The following is a 25635-nucleotide window of genomic DNA, read 5'->3' as shown; positions in this document are numbered from 1 at the left end:
GGAATTCGGGCCCAAAAATTTACCAACGAGTAACCTCGCCTTGGAAGCTTGCGGGCTTCTGAAACCACCAAGGCGAGTATCTCGTAGATGAAGATCACAAGCACGGCCCTTGCATTCGTCGTCCTTTCAAGCACCTGCGCCTTTGCGCAGAGCCCCCGCATGCTCGGATCGAACGAACGCTGGAGTGCTTGGAAAACGAGGGAAAGTAACATTTCCGCATGCTACGTGTTTTCCGATGCCGCCTCGAAGAAGCCGGAACACCTCGATCACGGACGGGTGACGCTCTTCGTTCGCTTGCTCAAGCGAGGCGCGGTTCGCACGGAAGCCAGCCTGCAAACGGGGTATGACTTCGCCCCGACGGCCCTCCATGTCGATGTGGATGGCAAGAAATTCACGATGATCCCGCGCGGTAAATACGCCTGGTTGCGTCGCACCGAACGTGAATCCGAATTCGTCCGAGCCCTTGAGAAGGGGCGAACGGTCACCATCGAAGCGAGTTCGAGGCGCGGCAACAAGACGACATACAGCTTCCCGTTGAAGGGATTCACCGCTGTGTTGCGCAAAGCCCGCCAAGGATGCCGGTAATCCGTCCGCTTCTGCACGCGGTTCTTCGATCCTGGAGCCTCGGAACCGAAATGGCCTTCCACTTTCGGGGCCGATGTTATAGCGAGCCTGTCGAAGCACCAGGGTAGGAGCGGGCAGCGAATGGCGGAACAGGGCGAAGGTAGATTTTCCAGCGTGAGCGCGCTGGACGATTGGTCTCGGGATCACGCTCGGAGCGTTTTGCTCTCGGCGGTCACGGAAAAAGCGGACGACCTCGTCAAACTCTTCTACGACGCCCTTCTCGCCGACGAGGCCGCTTCGGCCTTTCTCAGCCACAACGCTGTGCACAATCGGCTGAGTCTGTCGCTGCGCAACTGGCTCTTGGATCTTCTGCAGGACGGATGGGACACGGATCGGTGCGCGTTCGATGATCGACAGCGGGCGATAGGCGATGTCCATGCCCGGATCAAGATTCCGATTCATCTCGTTCTTCAGGGCGCGTCCGTCATCAAGGAGGCGGTCTCGGCGGATCTCATGGCGCTGGACGTTCCCCGCGAGGTTCTTGCGAAGGCGATCATTCTCCTCGACCAGCGGATCGACTACGCCATGCGCCTGATGAGCCAAGCCTATGTGACGGGCATGGCGCGCCGGGCGCAGCTCGACGAAGCGTTCAAGCTGTTCGCCTTGGGTCAGGACATTACGCTCGAACGGGAAAGCCAGCGCGCCGCATTGATGGAGTGGAGCCAAAGCGTGCTGTTCTCCCTCTTCGGGAGCCAGGCGGGCGCCGACCTCAAGCCGATTTGCAGTTCGCCCTTCGGGCTATGGCTGCATCATCGCGCGAGTGTCATGTTCCAGGACATGCCGGCCCTCGAGAGCATCGAGAGCGCCATGCAGCAGGTCGACAAGGTGCTGCTCCCGAAAATCGAAGAAACCCGGACGACCAATGGGCTGGAGCTGACGGAAGCCCTCGGGCGGCTGCAGGCTCTCATCGAAGAAATGAAATTCCTGCTCGCGGACTTGTTCCAGAGTGTCGCCGGGCTAGAGAACGGGCGCGACCCTCTCACGCGAACATTGAACCGGCGTTTCCTTCCGTCCATTCTGAGTCGGGAGATTTCGATCGCGAGCAAGAATGGATCGCCGTTCACGGTTCTGATGATTGACGTGGATCGCTTCAAGCAGATCAACGACCGCTGGGGGCACTCCGCTGGAGACATGGTGCTGCGGCAAGTCGCCGAAGCCATTCTCGATACGGTGCGCCTGAGCGATTTCGTCTTCCGATATGGGGGCGAGGAGTTCCTGGTCGCGCTGGTGGAAACCGGCGCCGAGCCCGGCTTTGAAGTGGCCGAGCGGATTCGGGAAGCGCTCATGGCTCGGGAGATGCTTCTTCCGGATGGGGCGCATCTCACCATTACGGCTTCCATCGGACTTGCGACCCATGAGGGGCATCCGGATTACGCCTATTTGGTCGAGGCTGCGGACCAGGCGCTTTACCAAGCAAAGGAAAGGGGCCGAAATCGCACGGTGATCTCTGGAGAAAACACCCTGCAGGCGGTTCCTTAGCGCATCGTGCGGAAAAGTGGACCGGGTTTTCCGCTCGAACGATGCGCTCTTCAAGGGAGTGGAGCATCGGATGAGCCCCAAAAGTGCAGATCCACTTTTGGGTCCGATGCTCTAGAGCATCGTGCGGAAGAGTGGACCCGGTTTTCCGCTCGAACGATGCGCTTTTTTCAAGAAGGGAGCATCGGATGCGCGCTCGCTCTCTCTTCCGACTGTCAGGAAGTGGATAACCATTGTCGCGGGCCCGCTCCCGCGATCGCCTGTCCGGACAGGGCCCGGCAGAGATCTTCCATCGAAGCCAGATTGTGAATGGGGCGGAACTCATCCACATGAGGCAGCATCGCGCGGATGCCGGCGGCGCGCGCCTCGAATCCCTCGAAACGAAGGAGCGGATTGAGCCAGATCAGGCGACGGCTCGAGCGCTTCAGCCGATCCATCTCGAAGGTCAGCTCCCGTGTCACGTCCCGCTCGAGACCGTCCGTGAAGAGCAGAACGATGGCCCCTTGCCCGAGCACCCGGCGAGACCAGTGACGATTGAAATCGTGAAGGGCATGGGCGATCCGTGTCCCGCCCTCCCAGTCCAGCACGCGCTTCGATGCGCGGGCGAGGGCTTCATCCGGGTCGCGGCTCGTCAACTCCCGGCTGATATTGGTCAGGCGGGTTGCGAATACGAAGGAGTGAACCCGACGCCTCTTTTCCGCGATGGCATGCAGAAAATGCAGGAAGAGCCGGGAATACTCCGCCATAGAGCCTGAAATGTCGACGAGTGCGACCAGCGGCGCGTATCGCACGGCGGGAGAGCGATAGGCCAGATCGATCGCGGCGCCTCCTCCCCGAAGCGACCTCCGGAACGTCTTGCGCGGATCGATCCGGCGTCCCCTGGGATCCGGCAGGAAGCGGCGTGTCACCATCTGCTCCTGCGGCAGGGACATCTCGGCGATGAGGCGCTTGGCCGAGGCGAGTTCGGCGCCCGACATCTGCGCGAAGTCCTTCGTCTTGAGGATTTCGCGATCCGAGACGGTGAGGCGGGCCGAGAACTCGGTCTTCTCAATCGGCTCAGGTTCTTCCCGCCGTGGCGGCGTCAAGGCTTCGGCAACACGCAATGCGCCCGCCTGCGGCTTCTTCTCCTCCTGTCCTCCGGGAGCGATCGGCGACATCTGAGCAATAAGCTTCTCGATCAGTGCACGACGTCTCCAGAAGATCTTGAAGGCTTGGTCGAAGAGGATGCTGTGCTCATGGCGCTTTACGAAGACCGCGTGAAGCGTCCAGTAAAAATCCTCGCGCGTGCCGACCCGCGCCGCTTCGACTGCGGCAATCGCATCGAGAACCGTCCCTGGGCCGACCGGAAGACCGGCAATCCGCAGGGCCCGCGCGAAATAGGCGATGTTGTCCGCAAGCCGGCCTTCGCCCCTTACGGGGGTGTTCGTCACTCCGACCTCTCCAACGGAACGCGGACTCGGTCGAGCATCTCCTTCGCCCGGCTGCCCTGCATCTTCTGGATGTCGTCCTGGTATTTGAGCAGAACGCCGAGCGTATCCGAGACGAGGGCCGGATCGAGCGCTATCGCATCGAGTTCCACCAGCGCGGAAGCCCAGTCGAGCGTCTCGGCGACGCCGGGCGCCTTGAACAAGTCCTCTTTCCGGATCGCCTGAACGAAGGTGACGATTTCGTGAGAGAGCCGCTCGGGAGAATGCGGCACACGGCTCCTGAGAATGGCGAGCTCGCGCTCGGCATCCGGATAATCGACCCAATGATAGAGGCAGCGGCGCTTGAGCGCGTCATGAATTTCCCGGGTGCGGTTCGAGGTGATGATGACGATCGGCGGGTGTTCGGCCTTGATGGTGCCGAGTTCCGGAATGGTCACCTGGAAATCGGACAGCACTTCGAGCAGAAAGGCCTCGAAGGCTTCGTCGGTGCGGTCGAGCTCGTCGATCAGGAGAACCGGGGCTCCGGCCGTATCGGGCTCGAGGGCCTGCAGGAGCGGTCGTTTCACGAGGTATCGTTCTGAGAACAGGTCGCTTTCCAGCGTGTCGCGATCCACGGTTCCGCCCGCTTCCGCAAGCCGGATGGCCATCATCTGACCCGCATAGTTCCACTCGTAGACCGCCGAAGCGACATCGAGGCCCTCGTAGCATTGCAGGCGAATGAGGCTTCGCCCGAGCGCGGACGACAAGACCTTCGCGATCTCCGTCTTGCCGACGCCCGCTTCTCCTTCAAGGAAGAGCGGGCGTCCGAGCTTCAGCGCCAGAAAGAGCACCGTCGCGAGCGGACGATCGGCGACATAACCGGCGCGTCCAAGAAGTGCGAGCGTCTCGTCGATGGAACCGGGGCGGTCAGCCACAGCTTCGTTGCTCCTCAAGAAGACATGCCCGGGATGCCCGGGCATGCATGTGATTGCCTTAGCCCAGACCTGCAGCCCTGGATATCAGGGGCAAGGCCGGGGGGTTGCTCAGCTGCGGCCGGCCGCGGCCTGCACGGCCCGACGGGCCATGACTCCGACGAGATGGGCCCGGTAGGCGGCATCCGCATGGATGTCGTTGTTCATCTCCTCTTCCGATACCGGGATGCCGTCGAGGGCTTCGGGAGCGAAGTTTCGGCTGAGCGCCTCTTCCATTTCGGGCACCCGGAACACACCGTTGGAGCCGGCTCCCGTCACGGCGACCCGCACGCCATCAGCATGCTGGGCTACGAAGACGCCGACGAGGGCGTAGCGCGAAGCGGGATTGCGGAACTTGGCGTAGCCAGCCTTGGACGGGATCGGGAACGCGATCTGCGTGATGATCTCGCCTTCGTCCAAAGCCGTCGTGAAGATGCCCTGGAAGAAGTCGTCCGCGAGGATCTTCCGCTTGCCGGTGACGATCGTCGCATTCAATGCGAGGCACGCTGCCGGATAATCGGCGGAAGGGTCGTTGTTGGCGACCGAGCCGCCCATGGTGCCGCGGTTGCGTACATGCGGATCGCCGATCAGCTCGGCCAGCTCGGCAAGGGCAGGGATGGCCGAGCGTATTTCGGCCGAATTCGCAACCTCCGCATGCTTCGTCATCGAGCCGATGGTGATCGCGTCGCCGGAACGCTCGATTCCGCGAAGTTCCGCGATCTGGCCGAGATCGATCAGATTGGCCGGAGCCGCGAGCCGCAGCTTCATGGTCGGAAGAAGCGTATGTCCGCCGGCGAGGAACTTGAAATCCTCGAACTGGCCCGCAAGGTCCGCAGCCTGCTTGATGCTTGTCGGACGGTGGTATTCGAACGCGTACATCCCTGTCCTCCCTTATTCCGCCGCCATGGGCATGCGGGCCTTCTGCGCCGCCCGCCAGACCGCCTGGGGCGTTGCCGGCATGGCGATGTCCTCGTGGCCGAGGGCATCCGTGATCGCGTTGATGACGGCGGGCGGGGCGGCGATGGCGCCCGCCTCGCCGCAACCCTTGATCCCGAGCGGATTCGAAGGGCAGGGCGTCACCGTCATGCCGACCTGGAACGAGGGCAGGTCGATGGCGCGCGGCATGCAATAATCATTGAAGCTGGCGGTCACGAGCTGGCCGCTCTGATCATAGACGGTCCCTTCCAGCAATGCCTGTCCGACGCCCTGGGCGATGCCACCATGAACCTGGCCCTCGACGATCATCGGGTTGATGATCACCCCGAAATCGTCCACCGCTGTCCAGCGTTCGATCGTGGTGACGCCCGTGTCGGGATCGATCTCGACCTCGCAGATGTGGACGCCGGCTGGGAAGGTGAAGTTGGTGGGATCGTAGAAGGCTCCCTCCTTCAGGCCGGGCTCGAGATCTTGGCCCGAGAACTTGTGGGCGATGTAGGCCTGGAGGGCCACTTCGCCGAAGCCGAGCGTCCTGTCCGTTCCGGCAACGCCGAACTTGCCGTCCTTGAATTCGATGTCACCTTCGGAAGCTTCGAGAACATGGGCCGCGACCTTCTTGCCCTTGGCAATGACCTTGTCGAGAGCCTTCGCGATAGCCGACATGCCCACCGCGCCGGACCGCGAGCCGTAGGTTCCCATGCCGAACTGCACCTTGTCGGTGTCGCCATGGACGATGCTGACCTGGTCGATGGGAATGCCCAGCCGGTCCGACACGAGCTGCGCGAAGGTGGTCTCGTGGCCCTGGCCGTGGCTGTGCGAACCCGTGAGCACCTCGACGGAGCCCGTCGGATTGACGCGCACCTCGGCGGATTCCCACAGGCCGACGCCTGCCCCGAGGGAGCCTACCGCCTGCGAGGGAGCAATGCCGCAGGCCTCGATATAGCTCGAGAAACCGATGCCACGCAGCTTGCCGCGGCGGGCGCTCTCCTGCTTTCTCGCCTGGAAGTTCCTGTAATCGGCGAGTTCCAGCGCCTTGTCGAGCGAGGCTGCATAATCGCCCGTGTCGTAGGTCATGATGACTGGAGTCTGATGCGGGAACTGCGTGACGTAGTTCTTCCGACGGAACTCGGCCGGATCTTGGCCCAGTTCGCGCGCGGTCTTCTCGACGAGTCGCTCGACCACGAAGGTGGCTTCGGGCCGTCCGGCTCCGCGATAGGCGTCGACGGGTGCTGTGTTGGTGTAGACGGCGTCGACCTCGCAATAGATCGCCGGGATGTCGTACTGTCCCGACAGGAGAGGGGCGTAGAGGTAGGTCGGCACCGAGGAGGAGAAGGTGGACAGATAGGCGCCGAGATTGGCCGTGGTGTGAACCCGCAACCCCAAGATCTTGCCGTTCTCGTCGGTCGCCATCTCCGCATGGGTGACATGGTCCCGGCCATGCGCGTCGGAGAGGAAGGCCTCCGTGCGATCGGCCGTCCATTTGACCGGTCGCTTGACCTTCTTCGCCGCCCAGACGCAGACCGTCTCCTCGGCATAGATGAAAATCTTGGAACCGAACCCGCCGCCGACATCCGGGGCGATGACGCGCAGCTTGTGTTCGGGCGCGATGCCGATGAAGGCCGACAGCACGAGGCGCGCCACGTGAGGGTTCTGGCTCGTCGTGTAGAGCGTGTAGTTGTCGGTGCCTAAATCGTATTCGCCGACCGCCGCCCGGGGCTCGATGGCGTTCGGGACCAGGCGGTTGTTGACGAGATCGATCCTCGTCACGTGCTTTGCCCGCGCGAAGGCTGCTTCCGTCTCGTCCTTGTTGCCGAGATGCCAGTTGAACACGGTGTTGTCGGGCGAGACGTCGTGCACCTGGATTGGGGTTTTCGTGGCCTGCGCGGTATCGACGACGGCCGGGAGAACATCGTAATCGACCACGATGGCTTCGGCCGCATCCTTGGCCTGGGCGAGAGTTTCGGCGATCACCACCGCCACATGGTCGCCCACGTAGCGCACCTTGCCCTGGGCGAGCGCGGGATGCGGCCCGGCTTTCATGGGAGAGCCGTCCTTGGAATGGATCATCCAGCCGCAGATGAGGCCGCCGATCTTGTCGGCCGCGAGGTCGTCACCCGTGAAGACGGCGACGACGCCCGGCATGATCTTCGCCGGGCCGGTATCGATGGAGCGGATCACGGCATGGGCATGCGGCGAGCGCAGAAAATAGGCATAAGCCTGCCCGGGCCGGTTGAAGTCGTCGACATATCGCCCCTGGCCGGTGACGAAGCGCTGATCCTCTTTGCGGCGGACGGGGGCGCCGATCCCTGTTGCGGTCATGAAATCCTCCCTTGTCTTCGTTGGCCCTCAGCGGGACGGGAACGAAGCGGCACCTCGAAGAAGGCTCTCTGAGAAAGGCTCCTGCTCCGAGGCCCGCCTACACGTTTCCCTGTCGCGGGGCCGCGTGCCGTGGACGGGCGTATCGGTCGCCTTACTCCGCCGCCTGCGGCAGAGGGGCCTGGGCCATGGCCTGCGCTCCGGCGGCAACGGCCTTGACGATGTTGTGATAGCCCGTGCACCGGCACAGATTGCCTTCGAGTTCGGCCCGGATGGTCTGCTCGTCGAGAGCGTTCCCCTTGCGGTTCACGATATCGATGGCCGACATGATCATGCCCGGCGTGCAGTAGCCGCATTGGAGGCCGTGATGCTCCCGGAAGGCTGCCTGCATCGGGTGCAGCTCGCCATCCTTGGCGATCCCTTCGATGGTGGTCACGACGCTGGCATTTGCCTGCACGGCAAGGATGGTGCAGGCCTTCACGGCCTGACCGTTCAAATGGATGATGCAGGCGCCGCACTGGCTGGTATCGCAACCCACGTGGGTTCCGGTCAGGCGTAGGTTGTCGCGGAGAAACTGAACGAGCAGGGTACGGGGATCGACATCTGCGGTGACGGATTGACCGTTCACCGTCAGCGAGACGGTGGTCATGCGTGAAATCCTCCTCAGGCGCCGGCAACCCGGCCAACCTTAAGGCGGTCTCAGGTACCGACAGGTTTTCTTGTTGGACGATCGCACGGATGCGATCCATCGGCCGTGAGTGTGAACCTCGCTCGTTGAGTGGTCAAGTCGTGGAATATCGTGCCGAACGGCGCCCGTTCCCCGCCTATGCAGCGGACTCGGTCGGCGACAGGATTTTGGCGAAGTTGCCGAAGAACTCGTCGGCGTATTTCTTGGCGACGCCGTTGATCAGACGTCCCCCGAGCTGAGCGATCTTGCCGCCCACATGGGCCTCTACGTCGTAGACCAGCTTCGTGCCTCCCTCGACATCCTCCAGACGTACCTTCGCGCCGCCCTTGGCCCAGCCGGCGACGCCGCCCTGTCCCTCGCCACCGATGGTATAGCCGTTGGGCGGGTCGAGGTCGGAGAGCGTGACGCCGCCTTTGAACGTCGCCTTCACGGGCCCTACCGAGACCTTGGCCGTCGCCTGGAACTCCGTATCGCTGATCTTCTCCAGTTCCTGGCAGCCGGGAATCGAGGCCTTCAGAACCTCCGGGTCGTTGAGGGCCGCCCACACCGTCGCGCGATCGGCGGGAAGCATCACTTCCCCTTGCATCGTCATCGCCATGCCGTCTCCTCCTCCTGTCAATTGGTTTTGACGCCAGAGTACGGGCAAGTTCAGCGGCGCGTCACCTGCCAAAATTTGCTGCAATGCACTCTCAATGGAGGAAGCGCTCAGACTTTATGGGGTTCACCCGTGGCCTTCGCCTTCGCCAGCGCCTCGACCACGGCATCGAAGGTGAGGAGGATGGAAGCGTGACGGGCTTTCAGATCCCGCGCCGGCTCCAGCAGGGCCAGCTCCGCCCATTTGCCGGAGGGCGGCGGTCCGCCGGTCTTCAGCATCCCGCGCATCTCCTCCCGGACGGCCTGGAGCTCCTCGACCGTCGAGCCGATCACGTGGCGCCCTATGATCGATGAGGACGCCTGACCGAGGGCACAGGCTTTGACTTCGTGAGCGAAGGCGCTGACGACGTCTCCGTCGAGTTTCAGATGCACGGTGACGGTCGATCCGCACAATTTCGAATGGGCCTTGGCGCTGGCATCCGCGTCCGGCAGCGTGCCGAGAAGCGGAATATCGGCCGCAAGCTCCAAGATCCTTCGGCTGTAGATATCGTTCAGCATCCTGCCCGGAGCCATCCGACGGTCGTGCGCCTCCGGGACCGATCAGACGCCGCATCCGGCTGCCTGTCAATGCTTCGGTCTGTCACCGACCGGCACGCGTGTCGCATAGCGGTTGCGGTCCGGGCGGCCATGGTGGCAGTATCGCTCTCGGAGCCTTGCTCGAACATGCTCCTTTCGCCGGGAAATCTTCATGCTCTCGACCGATACGGATATCCTCAAGACCGCGGAAGCCTGGAAGCGCGAGGGCAGGGGCGTCGCCATCGCGACCGTCGTCGAGACCTGGGGCTCGGCGCCGCGTCCCGTCGGCAGCCATCTGGTGATCGACGGCGATACGAATTTCCTGGGATCCGTGTCCGGTGGATGCGTGGAGGGCGCGGTCATCACTGAGGCGCTGGACGTCATCGCGGACGGAAAGCCGCGCATGCTCGAGTTCGGTGTCGCCGACGAGACCGCTTGGCAGGTCGGACTGTCCTGCGGTGGGCGGATCCGGGTCTATGTGGAACGGGTGGATTAGGATGTCCGACCGGCCTTCGTCGCTCCCCGCAGGAGGTGAGGAAACCGCATGCGGCTGAGTCTTCTGTCCGATCTCAACGCGGAGCGCGCGGCCAGACGCGCCGCCGTCCTCGTGACCGATGTCGCTTCGGGCGAGCAGCGCCTCGTCCATGAGGCGGAGATCGCAGGCGATCCGCTCGCGCAGGAGCTGCGGGAGCGGCTTCGCGAAGGCAAGAGTGCCATAGTCGAGCAGAGCGGCCGACAGTTCTTCCTGACCGTCCAGGCCCCACCGGTGAGAATAGTCGTGATCGGCGCCGTCCATATCAGCCAAGCGCTGGCGCCCATGGCCAAGGGCGTCGATTTCGACGTCACCATCATCGACCCGCGCACGGCCTTCGCGACTCCCGAGCGTTTTCCGGATGTGCCGGTTCGTGCCGAATGGCCCGACGCCGTCCTGCCGGAGACGGGCCTCGACCGATATACGGCCGTCGTGGCGCTCACCCACGACCCGAAGATCGACGATCCCGCGCTCACTGCGGCTCTGCGGTCCGAATGCTTCTACATCGGCGCGCTCGGCTCGCGCAAAACTCACGAACGCCGCGTTCAGCGCCTGACGGCGTCCGGTTTCACCGAGACGGATCTCGCCCGCATCCATGCGCCGATCGGGCTCGATATCGGGGCCGTTTCGCCGGCTGAGATCGCAGTCTCGATCCTGGCGGAGATCGTTGCCACCCTGCGCAAGGAGCGGAGGCGACCGGCGTGAAGTTCGGCCCTGTTCCCGTTCATGAAGCCATCGGGGCGCTCGCAGCCCACAGCGTGCGGGCGAATGGAACGTTCGTGAAAAAAGGAACAGTCATTTCGCCCGACATCGTCTTGCAATTGAAGCAGGCCGGCGTCGAGACGATCATCGCGGCGCGGTTCGAGCCGGGAGACATTGCCGAGAACGAAGCAGCCTTACGGCTCGCCCGCGCTCTTGCGGGAGACAACGTCGTGGTCGAAGCCCCTTTCACGGGGCGCTCCAACCTCTACGCCGAGGTGTCGGGCATTCTCCTCATCGATGCCGAGGCGATCAACGGCCTCAACGCCGTCGACGAGGCCATGACCGCCGCCACCCTGCCGGTCTACAAGCCGGTCGTTCCGGGGGAGATGATCGGCACCGTCAAGATCATCCCCTATGCCATTCCGGAAACTCTGCTGCGGGAGGGGATCGCAAGGGCAGGCGAGGGCGCCCTGCGCATCGCGCCTTATATGCGCCGCTCGGTCGGGGTCGTATCGACCCTTCTTCCCGGCCTCAAGCCGAGCGTGGTCGACAAGACCCTTGCGGCGCTCTCGGAGCGGCTGGAGCCCGCCGATGCAAGGATCGTGGCCGATCGTCGGGTTCCGCACGAGGCGGCTTCCTTGGCCGAGGAACTGGCCACCCAGGCCCAAGGCAACGCGCAGCTCATCGTCGTCTTCGGCGCATCGGCCATCGCCGACCGCCGAGATGTCATTCCCTCCGCCATCGAGAGGGCCGGGGGACGGGTGGACCATTTCGGCATGCCCGTCGATCCGGGAAACCTGCTGCTCATCGGCTCCATCGCCGGAAAGCCCGTGATCGGAGCCCCGGGTTGCGCACGGTCGCCGAAGGAGAACGGATTCGACTGGATTCTGCAGCGCCTTCTTGCGGACGTGCCCGTGACGCGGGCTGACATCATGTCCCTGGGCGTCGGTGGGCTTCTCATGGAGATCGTTTCCCGACCCCAGCCGCGCGAAGGCGGCGAAAGCGAGGGAGAGGAATGAGCCGGAAAGCGAGAGATGTGGCCGCCATCCTTCTGGCGGCCGGGCGCGGCACGCGCTTCGGCGAAGAGCCGAAGCTGCTGGCCCAGGTCAATGGCAAGGCCCTGGTTCGCCATGCGGCCGAGGCCGCCGTCAATTCCGCAACCGATCCGGTGATCGTGGTGACGGGGCACCGTGCCCAGGAGGTCCAATCGGCGCTGCTCGGGCTCCCCGTTCGCATCGTTCACAACGCCCTGTTCGCCCAAGGGCTCTCGACCTCCCTCAAGGCCGGGTTCTCCGCGCTTCCGCCATCGGCGCGCGCTGCCGTCGTCCTCCTCGGGGACATGCCGTTCGTGACGGCCGATCTCATTAATGCTCTCGTGGCCGGATGGCGGGAAAGCGGAGAGCCGTCGGCTCTGGTTCCGACATGGAACGGCCAGCGCGGGAACCCGGTCGTGATCTCGCGTGCGCTTCAGGACATGGTCGAAGGGCTTTCAGGAGATGTCGGGGCAGGCCCGATCCTGCGCGCAAGGCCCGATGTGCTGGAATGGCCTGCCAATGATCCCGCGGTGGTGCAGGATATCGACACGCGAGAGGAATTCGACAAGCACCTCCTCTGAACGGCACGGCATCAGCACTATTTCCGCGCCGGGCGCTCCACCTTGGTGATGTGAATTCGAACGCGGCCGTGAATGATCTCTTCGAACTGGCCTCCGGCAGATGTTTCGGTTTCGGTCCAAGGGGTGTTCGGAGATCCGGCGGAGGCGGCTTCTTCCACGGCGCTCGCAGCCCGTTCTTCCTGCCACCCCTCGGAGCGCCAGGAGGCCTGCTGCTCATCGAGGTCCAGCACACCCTCCTGATCCAGGATCCTGACGGCCTGATCGACTGCGCCTTCATCGCATTCCGCGATCACCATGGATCCGCCGCGAAGCACGCCCTCGGCATAGGCATATGCATCGGCTCGCGAGAAGCCCTCATCCTCCAGGAACGAAGCGAGATTGTGCGGGGTCGACCAGATCGAGATGGCGTCTCGGGAGATGCCTGCCTGCTCCAGACGGCTTGCCGCGGCCGCTGCATGCGGCTCACTGTGGAAGAGGGCACTGACGGTCTTTGTCATTCGGGTCTCCTGCAAGGCTGCGCGATGTCGAACTGACTTGCCAAGAGCTGAGCCGGATCTGCCGGTCGTCGCGCCCTCGGGAACACGGCGCGAGGGCTGGAGCGTCAGGGGCTCGGCCGAGCGGGAATGTCACCTTGCGAATGTATCATCCGGGGAGCGGATTGACTATCGGCCTGCGCGCCGCGGGCCTCGGGACGGGAAGGCTTCCGTGAAAACAAGTCCAACCCGCAGGAAGCAACTCTTGCAAGAGAGCCCTCGGCTTAGAACGCCGTTTTCGTCAGGATGAGAATGGCCCCGACGAGGACCAGGGCGAAGGCTGGCCAATGCGTTCTGAAGCTGAACGCCCGCGTGCTCTGCCGCGGTTCGAGACTCGCCTGCGCCTTCGTCGCCCCGCCAAGCCTCGCATCGCTCAGCCGTCCTCCCCAGAGAGCCTGAGCCGCTCCGTAGACGATGCCGGCGATGATGAGCAAGGCGCCGATCCAGATGAGGAGAATCCCGGAATCCATGAAGCCTTCTCCCTGGGTGCAGGACGAGCCACCATACCATGAAACCTGGGATATGGGGACAAAGCCGTGCGCACGACAGCTTGGCGGGTCAGGCATTTCCTCGACGACAGCCGCTCCGTTTGAGACTATGATGGTGCGACAGGTCGCGGTTGGGCGTGACCTTTTGAGACGATGCACCATGACCGCGATCTGGGCTGCGAAGGTTCAGCTCTGGAGGTGCGGCCATGGCCCAATTTCATATCGTCGCCGGCGCAAGCGCGACCCCGGCTCATCCTATCATCCGAAAGATCTCTCCCGCAGACCTGAAGGAGGCCTTGTCGAGGGGCTTCGACGACTTCTGGGCCATGCCGTCCCATCTCGTGTTTCTGGGGCTGATCTATCCGATTTTCGGCGTGTGCCTCGCCGCTCTCACCTTCACTTCGAACGCTCTGCCGCTGCTCTACCCGCTGGCTACGGGCTTTGCTCTCGTGGGACCGTTCGCGGGCACTGGTCTTTACGAGATCAGCCGGCGGCGGGAGCTGGGTCTGCCCACGTCCTGGCGGGATGCGTTCTCAGTCCTGAACTCCCCCGCCATTCCATCGATCATCGGGATGGGCATCATCCTGCTGGTGATCTTTCTCACGTGGTTGACCACTGCGCGGGTACTGTACGAGTCCCTGTTCGGGTACGCCGCTCCCACCTCCTATGAGCAGTTCGTCCATCGGGTTCTCACGACCCCGGAAGGGATGAGGCTGATCGTTTGGGGCAACCTCCTGGGATTCGTCTTCGCCCTCGTGGTGCTGAGCATCAGCGTCATTTCCTTTCCGCTTCTGCTCGACCGGGACGTCGGCGTGGCAGTGGCAGTCTACACCTCCATCAAGGCAGTCGCCGAGAACCCTCTCACGATGGCGCTCTGGGGCTTGATCATCGCGGCGGCGCTGCTCGTCGGCTCCATTCCCCTGTTCGTGGGGCTTGCCGTCGTGATGCCGGTGCTCGGACACGCAACCTGGCATCTTTACAGACGCGTGGTGGAGCCGCCCCGCGCCGAGGACATCCATCCGGCGGACAAGTCCGTCCTGCGCTCCTTCGACGGGACCTGACGGGGCGGGGCCTTGCGGTCCTGCGATCAGTGAGCGGATGCAAAGAATGTGAGCCGCGACAGAAGCGTGTGATCCGACTCGAGCACCATGATGGCCACGAAGACCAGGAGCGCGCTCATCGGCACCAGGATGGCATAGACGAGCGCCAGGCGTTCCCAGGCCATGTGCATGAACACGGCGACGATGAGCCCTGCCTTCAGCACCATGAACAGGAGAATGAGAGAGTATCGCAGCCCTCCCTCGAGCTGGAAGTAATCGACCAGATACGAACCGGTGCTCAGGATGAACAGCCAGGCCCAGACGACGAGGTAGAGCTTGATGGGATGCTGCTGCCCTTGAGCGTGAGTGGATGTGACTGCCGTTGCCTGTGCCATGGATGGCCTCTCACCAAAGATAGAAGAAGGCGAAGATGAAAACCCAGACCAGATCGACGAAGTGCCAGTAGAGGCCCATGATCTCGACGGCCTCGTAACTACCTTTGCGGCTGGTGAAAAAGCCGCGCCGCCGCTCGTCGAAATCGCCGCGCCAGACTTTTCTGGCAATGGTGAGGAGGAAGATCACGCCGAAGGTCACATGGGTGCCGTGGAAGCCCGTGATCATGAAGAAGGACGATCCGAACTGGGCGGCTCCCCAGGGATTGGTCCAGGGGCGCACGCCCTCGTGGATCAGCTTGGTCCACTCGAAGGCCTGCATGCTGACGAAGGTGGCGCCGAGAAGAGCCGTCACCAGCATCAGGGCGGCGGTTTTCTTGCGGTCGCGGCGATAGCCGAAGTTCACCGCCATCGCCATGGTTCCGCTGCTGCTGATCAGGACGAAGGTCATGATGGCGATCAGGAGCAGCGGCAGAGACGTGCCGCCGATGGTCAGGGCGAAGACCTCGCTCGGATTCGGCCACGGCACGGTCGTCGACATCCTCGCCGTCATGTAGGCGATCAGGAAGCTGCTGAAGACGAAGGTGTCGCTGAGCAGAAAGATCCACATCATCGCCTTGCCCCAGGGCACATTCCTGAAGGCCTGCCTGTCGGAGGCGAAATCGACGGCGATGCTGCGCAAGCCGGAATTGTCGTCGCGGTCGGCCTGAAGTTCTGAAAAGGCTTGCTCGGTCATGATGGGAGATCCCTCTTCAGGTCAGCACCTGCCGGCAGATGGCGATGACGGTTCCGGCCCAGCCCGCCAGGATGCTCAAGAGGATAAGCCAGACCACGAGCAGGAAGTGCCAATAGGTGGCGCACAGATCCACGCTGAGCCGCAGACGCTCGATGGGCGCGCCGCGCCATGCCTTCGAAACGGTGCCCCCCAGAGCCACCAGGCCGCCGAGGACGTGCAGCCCATGGAGCCCGGTCAGCACATAGAAGAAGGCATTGGCCGAATTGGAGGTCAGAAAATATCCGTCCGCCGTCAGCTGACGCCAGGCCAGAAGCTGCCCCGAGACGAAAGCGAGGGTCGTGACGCCCGCCGCGAGAAGGCCGATCTTGAGCCTGTCCTCGTCACCATCGCGGGCCGCGTTGCGCGCTCCCTGAAGCGCGATGCTGCTGAGCGCGAGCATTCCCGTGTTCAGCCAAAGCACATTGGGGAGAGGAACGTCGCGCCAGTCCGGCAACTGCATCCGCATCGCATAGGCGCTGATGAAGAGCGCGAAGAGCGAGCCGACGACCGCCAGGAAGACGCCGAGCCCCACTTTCGCGGTCGATGGCGGCGACGGAACCGGCGACGGGGCTTCCAGAACGCCCTGTTCCAGCCACGGCTTCGACATCACGCCTTGGCGCAGGAGCCACCATGTTCCGATCGTGAAAAGCGCCGTCAGGAAAAAGAGGATGCTAGCCATGCGCGGCTCCCGACGGGACCTGAGCGTTGGGCTGGTTCTGCGGGATGAAATCCTCCGCCGCGCCCGGAACGCTGTAATCGTAGGCCCAGCGGTAGACTACCGGCGGCGTCTTGCCCCAATTGCCGTGCGGAGGAGGCGTCTCAGGGGTCTGCCATTCCAGAGTGGTCGCCTGCCAGGGATTGCCTCCGGCCGGACGCCCATGCCGCAGGCTCCAGAACAGGTTGAAGACGAAGAGCAGCTGGGTCGCGCCGACGATCAGCGCCGCGATGGTGATGAAGGCGTTGAGCGTGTGAGCGGAGGGCGGGACGAAGCTCATCTCCCCGATCTCGTAATAGCGGCGCGGAACCCCCATGAGGCCGAGATAGTGCATGGGAAAGAAGATCGCGTAGGCGCCGAGGAAGGTGACCCAGAAATGGATCTTTCCGAGCGCGTCGTTCATCATCCGGCCGGTCACTTTCGGGTACCAGTGATAGATTGCGCCGAAAATCACGAGGATCGGGGCGACGCCCATCACCATGTGAAAATGCGCCACCACGAACATCGTGTCGGAGAGCGGAACGTCCACCACCACATTGCCGAGGAAAAGCCCCGTCAGACCTCCGTTCAGAAAGGTGACGATGAAGGCGAGCGCGAACAGCATCGGCACGGTGAGGTGGATGTTCCCGCGCCAGAGGGTCAGGATCCAGTTATAAACCTTGATCGCGGTCGGGATGGCGATGATGAGCGTCGTCGTGGCGAAGAAGAAGCCGAAATACGGGTTCATGCCGCTCACGTACATGTGGTGCGCCCAGACGACGAAGCTGAGCGCGCCGATGGCGAGCAGCGCCCAGACCATCATGCGGTAGCCGAAGATGTTGCGCCGCGCGTGGGTGCTGATCAGGTCCGAGACGATGCCGAAAGCGGGCAGGGCGACGATGTAGACTTCGGGGTGCCCGAAGAACCAGAAAAGATGCTGGAAGAGCAGGGGACTCCCGCCGCTGCGGTCCAGAGGCTGGCCCATCTCGACCATCGTCGGCATGAAGAAGCTCGTGCCGAGCGCCCTGTCGAACAGCATCATCACGGCGCCGACGAACAGGGCCGGAAACGCCAGCAGCGCCATGAAGCTCGCGGTAAAGATGCCCCAGACGGTCAACGGCATGCGCATCAGGGTCATGCCCCGCGCCCGACCCTGCAGCACCGTCACCACGTAGTTCAGGCCGCCCATCGTGAAGCCGATGATGAAGACCATCAGCGAAACCAGCATCAGAATGATGCCCCAGTCCTGCCCTCCGGGAGTTCCCGACAGGATCGCCTGCGGAGGATACAGGGTCCAGCCGGCTCCCGTCGGGCCGCCCGGCGCGAAGAAGCTCGCGATCAGGATCAGCACGGCCAGGAGATAGACCCAGAAGCTCAGCATGTTGACATAGGGAAAGACCATGTCGCGCGCGCCGACCATGAGCGGGATCAGGTAGTTGCCGAAGCCGCCGAGAAAGAGCGCTGTCAGCACATAGACCACCATCATCATCCCGTGCATGGTGATGAACTGGTAATAGGCGTTGGAATCGATGAAGGAAAAGACGCCCGGAAATCCGAGCTGAAGGCGCATCAGCCACGACAGCACGAGAGCGATCAGGCCGACCGAGAGGGCAGTGAACGAATATTGGATGGCGATGACCTTCGCGTCCTGGCTGAAGACGTATTTCGTCACCCAGCTATGGGGGTGGTAGAGTTCGACATCTTCGAGATCGGGCGCGGGGACCGCTCCGATGGAACCTAGCGGGACATCAACCATCAGGACACACTCCCTGGCCGTTTCCTCAGCCCCCTATGCGCCGGTCACCGGCGCCTTGTTCATTGGGCTGCGGGGGCGAGCCGCGCGAAGTCGCGCGATGCCTGCTCCTGCAGCCATGCCTGGTAATCGCTCTGTTCCTGGACCACGACGGTTCCACGCATCTGAGGATGCCCCACGCCACAGAGTTCCGCACACAGAATCTCGAAGGTTCCGGTCCGCGTCGGCGTGAACCAGATATAGGACACCTGGCCCGGCACGAGGTCCATCTTCGCCCGCATCTCGGGCACATAGAAATCATGAATGACGTCGACGGAGCGCAGGAGCGCCTTGACCGGCTTGCCGACGGGCAGATGCAGTTCGCCGCCCTCGATCACGACATCGTCCTGTCCCGCCGGATCATCGCGGCTGATCCCGAGCGGGTTGTCGGGACTGATGAGGCGCGCGTCGGATATGCCGAGCTTGCCATCGGGACCCGGCAGCCTGAAGCTCCACTGCCATTGCTGGCCGAGAACTTCGACATTGGTCGCGTCCTGCGGAACCGTGATGAACTGCCTCCAGACGAACAGGCCCGGCGTCAGCATGGCCGCGACGCCGATGGCGGTGACGACGGTCAGCCACAGCTCCAGCTGTTTGCTCTCCGGCTCATAATGCGCCTGCCGCCCGGGCTGGTGGCGAAAGCGCCAGACGCAATAGGCCATGAAGAGGACGACGGCGACGAAGACCGCGCCGGCGATCCAGAAGGTGATGATGATCGTGGAGTCGATATACGCCCAGTTCGACGCGATGGGCGTCCACCACCAGGGGCTCAAGAGATGGAAAGCCACCGAGCCGACGGCGATCAGAACCAGTACGAGCGCTACAGCCATCCCCGTTCATCCTTACCCGTAGAGGCTGTCGGTATGAAACAGAAGGCGATACGTACTCCGTCAAAGCAATTTGCTTATTCAAAGCCGGAACTGCCTTGGACGACACGAAGGAGAACGCGCACAACACTGCGCTCTCCCAAGCAACCTTCCCGCTTCTCAAGCGGTGGAGGCTTCCTGTTAAGTTCTCCCGAAAAACTATACCTAACGCCTGCCTTGGTCAATGATCGGCCACGCCTGGGGAAAGGCGGCCCACGCGCGCACCTGCCTGGAGGGCAGTGGGGATTGCGAGCGGCTGAGGAGGCACAGACCGGAACCATTGGTCCGGTCTGCGTCCGTGGCAGGCGCATTGCGAGAATGCCGTGCCGGGCTATTGAGGCCCGGCCTGGACCCGCGTCAGCGGCGTGCCATCCACCGCGGTGGCTTCAGCGTTTTCCAGCTTCTTGATGTCCTCAGGCGACAGCCTGGGCCGGTCCACTTTGATCGTCAGCTTGTCCAGCTTGGCCGTCAGCGGGAACGGCGGCGTGTAATCGGCATCGTTCACGCCGGTGAGCGTATCCGAGCCGATGTCGAAGGCCTCGTCCCATTGCAGGATCATCGGCAGGGTCTGCGGCAGCGTGATCATCTGCACCTCCTTGCCGTCCACCCTGAGCGTGCCGGTTCCGGAGCGGCCAACGCCGCTCATGCTGTCGAACGCAAGGGTGCCGGCGCCCAGGCCGTCGTACCGGAAATCAAATTCCAGCGTGTGCTTGCCGGGCGCGAGAGCGTCAGGCCCCTCCCACTTCACCCGCTTCAGATCGACCAGGTTCCACAGGAACACCGGCTTGCCTTTGAGCAGGTAGAAGCCGTACCCGGCGAAGCGCCCGCCGGAGGTCAGGATCATGCCTTCCGCGCCCTCCGGCGGCACTTCGATGTCGGCCGTAATCGTGTAGGAGGTATTCAGCAGCACCGGCGAGTCGCCCTGCGGCAGGCCCGTCATCGGCTGGGTGTAGACGAACTCGGAGCGCCCCGCGGTGATGTTCGGGCGCGGCGCGACGATGCGCGCGGCGACAGAAGCATCCATCGGGAACACCTGGTACTTCTTCGCCTCCGCGATGAACATCTGTTTCAGCTCTTCGACCTTCTGCGGATTCTGTCCCGCCACGTCGGTGGTCTGGTTGAAGTCTTTGCCCAGGTCGTACAACTGGAGCACCTGGTTGTTCAGCGGATCGGGATTGGCCGGGCCGAAGGCTTCCCAGGGAGCCCGGTTGACCTTGGTGCTCAGAAGCCAGCCGTCGTGATAGAGCGCCCACTGACCGAACATCTCGAAGTACTGCGTCGTGTGCCGTGACGGCGCCTTGGCGTTCGCGGCTTCGAAGGTGTAAGTGAAGCTCGTGCCCTCGATCGGCGCCTGCTTGATCCCGTCGACGACTTCCGGCGCCGCGATCCCGGCGGCCTCAAGAATCGTCGGCACGACGTCGATCACATGCACGAATTGTTCGCGTAAGGCTCCTTTGTCCTTGATGCGCGCCGGCCAGGAGACAGCCATGTTCTGGTTGATGCCGCCGAGCTGCGATGCATTCTGCTTGAACCACTGGAACGGCGTATCGAAGGCCCATGACCAGCCGGCCGACATGTGGTTGTAGGTCTGCTCGGTGCCCCAGACATCGTAGAACTTCATTTGGACATCGACGGGTAATTCGTTCAGGCCGTTGAAGAAAGCCACCTCGTTCGGCGTCCCTCTCGGTCCACCCTCGGCGCTGGTTCCATTGTCGCCGTTGATATAAATGACCAGCGTGTTGTCGAGTTGGTCGATGTCGTCGAAGGCCTGGATCACGCGTCCGATTTCATGGTCGCTGTAGGCTGCGTAGGCCGCGAAGACCTCGACCTGGCGGATGAACAGCTTCTTCTCCTGGTCCGAGAGCGTGTCCCATTCCTTCAGGATGTCCTTGGGCCAGGGCGCCAGCTTGGCATCCTGCGGGATCACGCCGAGCCGCTTCTGGCTCTCGAAGATGCGCTCGCGCAGCTTGTTCCAGCCCTCGTCGAAGAGATGCATGTCGCTGATCGTCTTGATCCATTCCGCCGTCGGGTGATGCGGCGCATGGGTGGCGCCGGGCGCATACTTGACGAGGAGCGGCTTGTCCGGCTGGATCTGATGCATCCGGTTGATGTAGCCGATCGCGTCGTCGGCCATGGCAGTGACCAGGTTCCAGCTTCCGGCCGGCTTGCCCTCGAACGGGTAGATCTGCGTCGTGTTGCGGAAGAGGTTCGGCTGCCACTGGTTGGCATCGCCGCCGACGAAACCGTAGAAGTACTCGAAGCCCATGCCCGTCGGCCACTGGTCGAACGGCCCCGCCTGACTGGCTGCAAAGGCCGGCGTGTTGTGGTCCTTGCCGAACCAGGAGGTGGCGTAGCCATTGTCCTGCAGGATCCGGCCGATGGTTGCCTTGTCCTTGCCGATTATGCTGTTGTAGCCGGGAAAGCCCGTGGATTGCTCGGAGATCACCCCGAAGCCCGCCGAGTGGTGATTGCGACCGGTGATGAGCGCAGCCCGGGTGGGTGAGCACAGGGCCGTGGAGAACACGCGGTTGTAGCGCAGGCCCGCATTGGCGACCCGGTCCATTGCTGGTGTCGGGATGACACCGCCGAAGGTGCTGGGCACGCCGAAGCCGGCATCGTCGGTGATGATGAGCAGGACATTGGGCGCGCCCTTCGGCGGCACGACGCGCGGCGCCCACCAGGGTTTGGACTGCAAGGCATCATTCTTGATCACGCCGCCGAACTGCGGGTCCGGCGCGGGAAGCTGGCGTCCGTCGATGGTGGTGGTCGCGTCCGGCGCGCCGGGCGTGCCGGTTGTCTGCTGGGCCTGGGCCGCGGAGATCGCCAGGAAACTGGCGGTAGCGAGGGACAGGATGACTGACGAGGCTTTTTTCATGTCCGCGATCCTTCGTGAAAGGCAGCAGGTCAAATCCCGGCGAGCAGGGCGAGGGGAAGCATTCCTCGTTTCAGGGGAGCACGCCTTCTCAAGGATGCAATGAAGATTGGCCGGCTGAAGCGTGCTTGATCGAACCGGACATTGCCTTGACCGGAATGGACAGGCGCGGCTCTCCTAATCCCGAAGGGTCGCCGATCCAACGGACGTTGAGGCTGCTTTCATACCGGGCAATTCGAAGCTGTAACTCGGCGAGCCTGCCGTGTTGTCCGGCATGCATGACTTCGTGCCCGTTCGCGTTCGTGTTGAGGATGTTTCTATTGTGTTCTCATCACGTCATGAGGCAAATACACGCACCAGTAGTTGTGAATCTTTGGGGTGAAGGGTGTTACGAGAAACTGGTCAACAGGCCTGAGCACGGGCGCGAAGCGGTATGATTTGCCGCCATAACAGGAGCGGGGCACGGATGCTGTTTTCATGGATGAAACTGGCCATTGAGACGAACAGGCTGGCTCTGGAGTCTCAGATCGTCATCTGGACCCGACTGACCCAGATCGCCCGCGGCCAGGGCACGCCTGCCGAGTCCATGCTGATGGTGACGGAGAAGATGGCTGCCTTTGCTGAGGCGACCGCAACGGTGGCGACAGGCGGTTCGGCCCACAAGGTCGTCAAGGATTATCGCAAGCGTGTTCGGGCGAATGTGAGGCGTCTGAAGCGCTGACAGCAGACTCCTCATTCGGGTCCTGTGTGGCCCTGTGAGATCAAAGAAAACCCCAGGGCCGGTCAGCTGCATTGTGCGGACCCGGTGGGCCGTGCTGGCGCCGTTGCTATGCCGGCAGCACGACCACCTTCGTCTTGACCGGCGTTCGTGAATAGAGGTGCATCATGTCCTGAGTGAGAAGGCCGACGCAGCCGCTTGTGATGCCTGTACCAATCGATTCGGCATCGAGGCTGGCGTAGATCGTATAGAGCGTATAAGCGCCGTTCTGATAGAGATAAAGCGTACGGGCGCCGAGCGGATTGTCGAGGCCGCCCGGCATGCCGCCGGCATATTTGGCCGCCTCGGGCTGGCGCTTGATCATTTCCTTGGGCGGGGTCCAGGTTGCCCATTCGGCCTTGCGCCCGACATAAGCGTCACCGCTCCACCGGAACCCGTCGCGGCCGACATTGGCGCCATAGCGGGTCGCGTATCCGTCGTCTTCGATGCGGTAGACATAGTAATTGCCGGGGTCGACGATAATCGTACCAGGTGCCTCCTTGGTATCGTAGCGAACTGTCCGGCGATAATATTTCGGATCAACCTTGCTGATATCGGCCGCCGGGATCGGGAATTTCTCATCGGGCACCGGCCCGTAGACCTTCGTTGCCTCAGCGAAGCTCATGCCGTCGGATGTCACGCACCCAGCCAGCCCCAGCGCGCCGACACCGGCGGCCGAGCCGACCAGAAACGACCGGCGGGTGAGAAACTCCGTCCGACGCCCGAGCAAAGTTGCCTCTCCAGCATCGGCATTTCCACCGTTCATGATCATGATTTTTGTCCCAGTGCCGGACGAGAAGATGCGCCGGCCTACACCCGCTGACCGTCTTGCTGAGCTGAGATTGCCGTCACACGGACCGATTGGCAAGCTCGGGCCTTCGCTGCGCGCCGCACCGTGCCAGAGCAAACGCGATGAGAATGAGGCCTGAGAATGTGGGCCACTCGAATACTGAAGCGAAATCGCTTTCATTTGCAGGATGTTAAGGGGCATGCGGTGGGGTGTCTATATAACTACCATTCCACCGCGTTCACACAAGTTTAGTCCGATTTAGCATATCCCTGTATATTCAGGGCTCTTCTGGTCGCAATCATGTTTGAATGCATACGTTGTCGTTCACCTCAAGCCCTTCCACAAGATATGATCGAAACTAGCGCAGATTCGACTTAAACGGCCTCATATCCGCAGTTCCTGAGGTGTTCCGGCGCTCCTCGGATGAGAATGCATTGAGCAGTTCTCAGGTGGTTGCCCAGAGTATCCCCTTGATGTGTGCACCCGCTTTGCGCAGAAGTGCCTTAAACTTGGAGAAGAGCCACTCAATTGGGGTGAGATGGGACTATACGGCGGCAGGTACAGCAAACTGGCCCCGACCGCTCGGATCTTCTCCTCAACACCTGCCAAATTGTGAGTGGCCAGCTTGGCGAGCACGACCACATGGCCTTTCGAAAAGGCTGGTGCCAGCACTTACCCGACATAGGCCCGGAAGATCGCGCCTCTCATGGTGCCGTCCACCACGGGCGGAGCGATGATCCCGATCTCGCGCAGACGCGCTACGAAGGTGGTGGTGAGCCGGTGCCCGTGCGGCACAGCGTCGACCACCCGCTGCCCGCGCGGCGCCCTCCCGTAGCGCCGGGTCTCATGTTGGTGGCGGTGCCGGTCTCGTCGAGGAACACAAAGTGGCTGGCGTCCATGAAGCGCTGCGACACCCGAAAGCGGTGGCGCTCCTGAGCTATTATACAGCCGGCCGGTCCCGCTCGGCCGCCCTAGGCGTCATTTTTTTGTGCGTCAGGTCCATGCGCTTGAGCATCAGGTGATGAATGATCGAGAGTGCCTGCACCACGATCCCGCGGGTGCGCAGCTCGGCCCGGTCTCGGCCAGCGTGATGCCGGATTTGGCGTCCACCAGGGAACGCAGCAGCTCCTGAGACAATGGTGTGGTCATAGGGAGCCTCTGTGCTCACGCCCTTGGCCACATGGAGTCAGATCTTCCGATTTCGTTCGACCCCAAACCGCTCTAAAGGGTGTCTGGAAATTAAGCTGCTGCATGGGCTAATCTTTTGGTCCTAAGCCGGCTCATCGCGAGGTAGATCCACGTCTCGGTGGTGGCCGAGAGGCGTTCCCAATCCTTGGCTAATCGCCGGTTGCGCATGAGCCACCCGAAGGTGCGCTCCACAATCCAGCGCTGGGGCAGAATAGAAAAACCGGCTGGCATCTCGGGCGCGGGCTGATCGGCCGGAACCCATGCCCAGCGCCGCGGCCGCTTCACGATCAGCAGCGTCCATCCGAGCTCCGTTGCCAGCCAGGAGGCCAGACCCTGATAGCCCATGTCGGCAAACAGGCATTCCACCTCCGGGTAGCGGCCTCTCAGATCGGCCAGCACCGCTTCCGCCGCCCGTCGGTCATGCACGTCAGCGGGATGCACCAAGACGTGCAGGATCAGCCCTTGCGTGTCGACCACCAGATGGCGCTTGCGGCCGGAGGTCCGCTTGCCACCATCATAACCCCGCACCCCACCGGCCTCGCTGGTGCGTGCGGTTGCGGGCTGCGGCCAGCCAGCACCCGGGCTCATGCGCGCAAGACATCGTTGATGGACCGCCACGTGCCACGCTGGCGCCACCGCCGAAAGTGATCGTACACGCTCTGCCAGGGTGGGAACTCGTGTGGCAGCGGGCGCCATGGATCGCCGCCGCGCAGGATGTAGAGGATCGCATTCAGCACCCGCCGCAGATCATGCTTGCGAGGCCGCCCGCGGCGGGTTGTGGGGGTAAGAAGGGGCGCCAGGATCGCCCACTCCGCATCACTCAGGTCGGTGTCGTAGCCAAGGGCTGTCATGCCCCTTCAGGTGGGCACCACCCGATTTTCCAGACACCCTCTAGAGCACCGGACGATTACACGGACGCATATCCGGCTGCCTTGAGGTAGTTCCAACACTCTTGTGGCTCGAAGAGATCGCAGATGTCGCCGAGCGCTCGCCAGAGTGCATCAAAGGTTCG

At 62.9% G+C, this 25635-nt stretch carries 25 protein-coding genes and 1 pseudogene; 8 read left to right on the top strand and 18 right to left on the bottom strand.

Features of this window, described 5'->3' with window-relative positions; all coding sequences use genetic code 11:
* Nucleotides 1–87: 87 nt before the first annotated feature.
* Both ACS5Q0_RS07365 and ACS5Q0_RS07360 read left to right on the top strand, forming a co-directional pair.
* Entirely contained in the window at nucleotides 88–585 is a 498-nt protein-coding gene (locus ACS5Q0_RS07365) for an invasion associated locus B family protein (protein ID WP_473125968.1), read from the top strand.
* 120 nt (nucleotides 586–705) lie between these two features.
* Nucleotides 706–2103, top strand: coding sequence for a GGDEF domain-containing protein (locus ACS5Q0_RS07360; RefSeq protein WP_473125967.1), 1398 nt, complete (start codon nucleotides 706–708; stop codon nucleotides 2101–2103).
* Nucleotides 2104–2315: 212 nt separating this feature from the next.
* Here the strand turns inward: ACS5Q0_RS07360 and ACS5Q0_RS07355 are convergent, their stop codons facing one another.
* The 7 genes from ACS5Q0_RS07355 to ACS5Q0_RS07325 form a co-directional block, all read right to left on the bottom strand.
* Nucleotides 2316–3530, bottom strand: a complete 1215-nt coding sequence (locus tag ACS5Q0_RS07355) for a vWA domain-containing protein (protein WP_473125966.1) — start codon at nucleotides 3528–3530, stop codon at nucleotides 2316–2318.
* Complete coding sequence (locus ACS5Q0_RS07350; RefSeq protein WP_473125965.1) at nucleotides 3527–4486, bottom strand: AAA family ATPase; 960 nt, start codon at nucleotides 4484–4486, stop codon at nucleotides 3527–3529. Before ACS5Q0_RS07350 ends, ACS5Q0_RS07355 begins: the two co-directional genes overlap by 4 nt.
* Nucleotides 4487–4549: 63 nt before the next feature.
* Entirely contained in the window at nucleotides 4550–5356 is an 807-nt protein-coding gene (locus ACS5Q0_RS07345; RefSeq protein ID WP_473125964.1) for an FAD binding domain-containing protein, read from the bottom strand.
* A gap of 12 nt (nucleotides 5357–5368) precedes the next feature.
* Nucleotides 5369–7732 carry a xanthine dehydrogenase family protein molybdopterin-binding subunit gene (locus ACS5Q0_RS07340; protein ID WP_473125963.1) on the bottom strand — a complete coding sequence of 788 codons (2364 nt, stop codon included), beginning with the start codon at nucleotides 7730–7732 and terminating at the stop codon, nucleotides 5369–5371.
* 151 nt (nucleotides 7733–7883) lie between these two features.
* Nucleotides 7884–8378, bottom strand: coding sequence for a (2Fe-2S)-binding protein (locus ACS5Q0_RS07335; protein WP_473125962.1), 495 nt, complete (start codon nucleotides 8376–8378; stop codon nucleotides 7884–7886).
* A gap of 175 nt (nucleotides 8379–8553) precedes the next feature.
* Nucleotides 8554–9015 (bottom strand): SRPBCC family protein, encoded by a 462-nt coding sequence (locus tag ACS5Q0_RS07330; RefSeq protein ID WP_473125961.1) that lies wholly within the window; start codon nucleotides 9013–9015, stop codon nucleotides 8554–8556.
* 107 nt (nucleotides 9016–9122) lie between these two features.
* On the bottom strand, nucleotides 9123–9569 hold the full coding sequence (locus ACS5Q0_RS07325) for an iron-sulfur cluster assembly scaffold protein (RefSeq protein ID WP_473125960.1): 447 nt from the start codon (nucleotides 9567–9569) through the stop codon (nucleotides 9123–9125).
* A 190-nt stretch (nucleotides 9570–9759) separates the two neighbouring features.
* Here ACS5Q0_RS07325 and ACS5Q0_RS07320 point away from each other — a divergent pair, with 190 nt between their 5' ends.
* The 4 genes from ACS5Q0_RS07320 to ACS5Q0_RS07305 are packed head-to-tail and all read left to right on the top strand — an operon-like array spanning nucleotide 9760 to nucleotide 12436.
* Nucleotides 9760–10083 carry an XdhC family protein gene (locus tag ACS5Q0_RS07320; protein WP_473125959.1) on the top strand — a complete coding sequence of 108 codons (324 nt, stop codon included), beginning with the start codon at nucleotides 9760–9762 and terminating at the stop codon, nucleotides 10081–10083.
* Between the two features lie 48 nt (nucleotides 10084–10131).
* Entirely contained in the window at nucleotides 10132–10824 is a 693-nt protein-coding gene (locus tag ACS5Q0_RS07315) for an XdhC family protein (RefSeq protein ID WP_473125958.1), read from the top strand.
* A complete protein-coding gene (locus ACS5Q0_RS07310; protein ID WP_473125957.1) occupies nucleotides 10821–11840 on the top strand; it encodes a molybdopterin-binding protein in 1020 nt (339 codons plus the stop codon). The genes ACS5Q0_RS07315 and ACS5Q0_RS07310 overlap by 4 nt, the downstream gene beginning before the upstream one ends.
* A complete protein-coding gene (locus tag ACS5Q0_RS07305; protein ID WP_473125956.1) occupies nucleotides 11837–12436 on the top strand; it encodes a nucleotidyltransferase family protein in 600 nt (199 codons plus the stop codon). The genes ACS5Q0_RS07310 and ACS5Q0_RS07305 overlap by 4 nt, the downstream gene beginning before the upstream one ends.
* A 17-nt stretch (nucleotides 12437–12453) precedes the next feature.
* Here the strand turns inward: ACS5Q0_RS07305 and ACS5Q0_RS07300 are convergent, their stop codons facing one another.
* Entirely contained in the window at nucleotides 12454–12933 is a 480-nt protein-coding gene (locus ACS5Q0_RS07300) for a hypothetical protein (RefSeq protein ID WP_473125955.1), read from the bottom strand.
* A gap of 260 nt (nucleotides 12934–13193) precedes the next feature.
* Entirely contained in the window at nucleotides 13194–13439 is a 246-nt protein-coding gene (locus ACS5Q0_RS07295; RefSeq protein ID WP_473125954.1) for a hypothetical protein, read from the bottom strand.
* A gap of 224 nt (nucleotides 13440–13663) precedes the next feature.
* Here ACS5Q0_RS07295 and ACS5Q0_RS07290 point away from each other — a divergent pair, with 224 nt between their 5' ends.
* Nucleotides 13664–14518, top strand: a complete 855-nt coding sequence (locus ACS5Q0_RS07290; protein WP_473125953.1) for a DUF2189 domain-containing protein — start codon at nucleotides 13664–13666, stop codon at nucleotides 14516–14518.
* 26 nt (nucleotides 14519–14544) lie between these two features.
* Here the strand turns inward: ACS5Q0_RS07290 and ACS5Q0_RS07285 are convergent, their stop codons facing one another.
* The 6 genes from ACS5Q0_RS07285 to ACS5Q0_RS07260 all read right to left on the bottom strand — a co-directional run bounded on the left by ACS5Q0_RS07285 (nucleotide 14545) and on the right by ACS5Q0_RS07260 (nucleotide 21891).
* Nucleotides 14545–14892: a cytochrome C oxidase subunit IV family protein gene (locus ACS5Q0_RS07285; RefSeq protein ID WP_473125952.1), complete on the bottom strand. Its 348-nt coding sequence runs from the start codon at nucleotides 14890–14892 to the stop codon at nucleotides 14545–14547.
* Between the two features lie 10 nt (nucleotides 14893–14902).
* Nucleotides 14903–15625 carry a heme-copper oxidase subunit III family protein gene (locus tag ACS5Q0_RS07280; protein WP_473125951.1) on the bottom strand — a complete coding sequence of 241 codons (723 nt, stop codon included), beginning with the start codon at nucleotides 15623–15625 and terminating at the stop codon, nucleotides 14903–14905.
* Between the two features lie 16 nt (nucleotides 15626–15641).
* Complete coding sequence (locus ACS5Q0_RS07275) at nucleotides 15642–16343, bottom strand: cytochrome c oxidase subunit 3 (protein WP_473125950.1); 702 nt, start codon at nucleotides 16341–16343, stop codon at nucleotides 15642–15644.
* Nucleotides 16336–18114, bottom strand: a complete 1779-nt coding sequence (gene ctaD / locus ACS5Q0_RS07270; RefSeq protein WP_473125949.1) for a cytochrome c oxidase subunit I — start codon at nucleotides 18112–18114, stop codon at nucleotides 16336–16338. Before ctaD ends, ACS5Q0_RS07275 begins: the two co-directional genes overlap by 8 nt.
* Nucleotides 18115–18173: 59 nt before the next feature.
* The gene (coxB, locus tag ACS5Q0_RS07265; RefSeq protein ID WP_473125948.1) at nucleotides 18174–18980 is read right to left on the bottom strand and encodes a cytochrome c oxidase subunit II; all 807 of its coding nucleotides are present in this window, start codon (nucleotides 18978–18980) and stop codon (nucleotides 18174–18176) included.
* Between the two features lie 367 nt (nucleotides 18981–19347).
* Nucleotides 19348–21891 (bottom strand): arylsulfatase, encoded by a 2544-nt coding sequence (locus ACS5Q0_RS07260; protein WP_473125947.1) that lies wholly within the window; start codon nucleotides 21889–21891, stop codon nucleotides 19348–19350.
* 478 nt (nucleotides 21892–22369) lie between these two features.
* Between ACS5Q0_RS07260 and ACS5Q0_RS07255 the strand changes: the two genes are divergently transcribed.
* A complete protein-coding gene (locus tag ACS5Q0_RS07255) occupies nucleotides 22370–22609 on the top strand; it encodes a hypothetical protein (protein WP_473125946.1) in 240 nt (79 codons plus the stop codon).
* 106 nt (nucleotides 22610–22715) lie between these two features.
* On the opposite strand, the gene ACS5Q0_RS07250 is transcribed toward ACS5Q0_RS07255, so the two are convergent.
* From ACS5Q0_RS07250 to ACS5Q0_RS07240, 3 genes and pseudogenes are all read right to left on the bottom strand, one after another.
* Entirely contained in the window at nucleotides 22716–23417 is a 702-nt protein-coding gene (locus tag ACS5Q0_RS07250) for a L,D-transpeptidase family protein (RefSeq protein ID WP_473125945.1), read from the bottom strand.
* Nucleotides 23418–24107: 690 nt separating this feature from the next.
* The gene (locus ACS5Q0_RS07245; protein WP_473125944.1) at nucleotides 24108–24242 is read right to left on the bottom strand and encodes a hypothetical protein; all 135 of its coding nucleotides are present in this window, start codon (nucleotides 24240–24242) and stop codon (nucleotides 24108–24110) included.
* 432 nt (nucleotides 24243–24674) lie between these two features.
* Nucleotides 24675–25474 (bottom strand): annotated as a pseudogene (locus tag ACS5Q0_RS07240) (IS5 family transposase).
* Nucleotides 25475–25635 lie beyond the last annotated feature (161 nt).

The organism is Microvirga sp. HS2 (assembly GCF_055792805.1).
This window is presented reverse-complemented; position numbering and strand designations above follow the sequence as displayed.

Bases quoted from the DNA above. Each gene is read 5' to 3' on its own strand.
- ACS5Q0_RS07365 (WP_473125968.1), top strand. From the start codon at position 88: ATGAAGATCACAAGCACGGCCCTTGCATTCGTCGTCCTTTCAAGCACC.
- ACS5Q0_RS07360 (WP_473125967.1), top strand. From the start codon at position 706: ATGGCGGAACAGGGCGAAGGTAGATTTTCCAGCGTGAGCGCGCTGGAC.
- ACS5Q0_RS07350 (WP_473125965.1), bottom strand. From the start codon at position 4,486: ATGCCCGGGCATCCCGGGCATGTCTTCTTGAGGAGCAACGAAGCTGTG.
- ACS5Q0_RS07345 (WP_473125964.1), bottom strand. From the start codon at position 5,356: ATGTACGCGTTCGAATACCACCGTCCGACAAGCATCAAGCAGGCTGCG.
- ACS5Q0_RS07340 (WP_473125963.1), bottom strand. From the start codon at position 7,732: ATGACCGCAACAGGGATCGGCGCCCCCGTCCGCCGCAAAGAGGATCAG.
- ACS5Q0_RS07335 (WP_473125962.1), bottom strand. From the start codon at position 8,378: ATGACCACCGTCTCGCTGACGGTGAACGGTCAATCCGTCACCGCAGAT.
- ACS5Q0_RS07330 (WP_473125961.1), bottom strand. From the start codon at position 9,015: ATGGCGATGACGATGCAAGGGGAAGTGATGCTTCCCGCCGATCGCGCG.
- ACS5Q0_RS07325 (WP_473125960.1), bottom strand. From the start codon at position 9,569: ATGCTGAACGATATCTACAGCCGAAGGATCTTGGAGCTTGCGGCCGAT.
- ACS5Q0_RS07320 (WP_473125959.1), top strand. From the start codon at position 9,760: ATGCTCTCGACCGATACGGATATCCTCAAGACCGCGGAAGCCTGGAAG.
- ACS5Q0_RS07315 (WP_473125958.1), top strand. From the start codon at position 10,132: ATGCGGCTGAGTCTTCTGTCCGATCTCAACGCGGAGCGCGCGGCCAGA.
- ACS5Q0_RS07305 (WP_473125956.1), top strand. From the start codon at position 11,837: ATGAGCCGGAAAGCGAGAGATGTGGCCGCCATCCTTCTGGCGGCCGGG.
- ACS5Q0_RS07300 (WP_473125955.1), bottom strand. From the start codon at position 12,933: ATGACAAAGACCGTCAGTGCCCTCTTCCACAGTGAGCCGCATGCAGCG.
- ACS5Q0_RS07295 (WP_473125954.1), bottom strand. From the start codon at position 13,439: ATGGATTCCGGGATTCTCCTCATCTGGATCGGCGCCTTGCTCATCATC.
- ACS5Q0_RS07290 (WP_473125953.1), top strand. From the start codon at position 13,664: ATGGCCCAATTTCATATCGTCGCCGGCGCAAGCGCGACCCCGGCTCAT.
- ACS5Q0_RS07285 (WP_473125952.1), bottom strand. From the start codon at position 14,892: ATGGCACAGGCAACGGCAGTCACATCCACTCACGCTCAAGGGCAGCAG.
- ACS5Q0_RS07280 (WP_473125951.1), bottom strand. From the start codon at position 15,625: ATGACCGAGCAAGCCTTTTCAGAACTTCAGGCCGACCGCGACGACAAT.
- ACS5Q0_RS07275 (WP_473125950.1), bottom strand. From the start codon at position 16,343: ATGGCTAGCATCCTCTTTTTCCTGACGGCGCTTTTCACGATCGGAACA.
- ctaD (WP_473125949.1), bottom strand. From the start codon at position 18,114: ATGGTTGATGTCCCGCTAGGTTCCATCGGAGCGGTCCCCGCGCCCGAT.
- coxB (WP_473125948.1), bottom strand. From the start codon at position 18,980: ATGGCTGTAGCGCTCGTACTGGTTCTGATCGCCGTCGGCTCGGTGGCT.
- ACS5Q0_RS07260 (WP_473125947.1), bottom strand. From the start codon at position 21,891: ATGAAAAAAGCCTCGTCAGTCATCCTGTCCCTCGCTACCGCCAGTTTC.
- ACS5Q0_RS07255 (WP_473125946.1), top strand. From the start codon at position 22,370: ATGAAACTGGCCATTGAGACGAACAGGCTGGCTCTGGAGTCTCAGATC.
- ACS5Q0_RS07250 (WP_473125945.1), bottom strand. From the start codon at position 23,417: ATGATCATGAACGGTGGAAATGCCGATGCTGGAGAGGCAACTTTGCTC.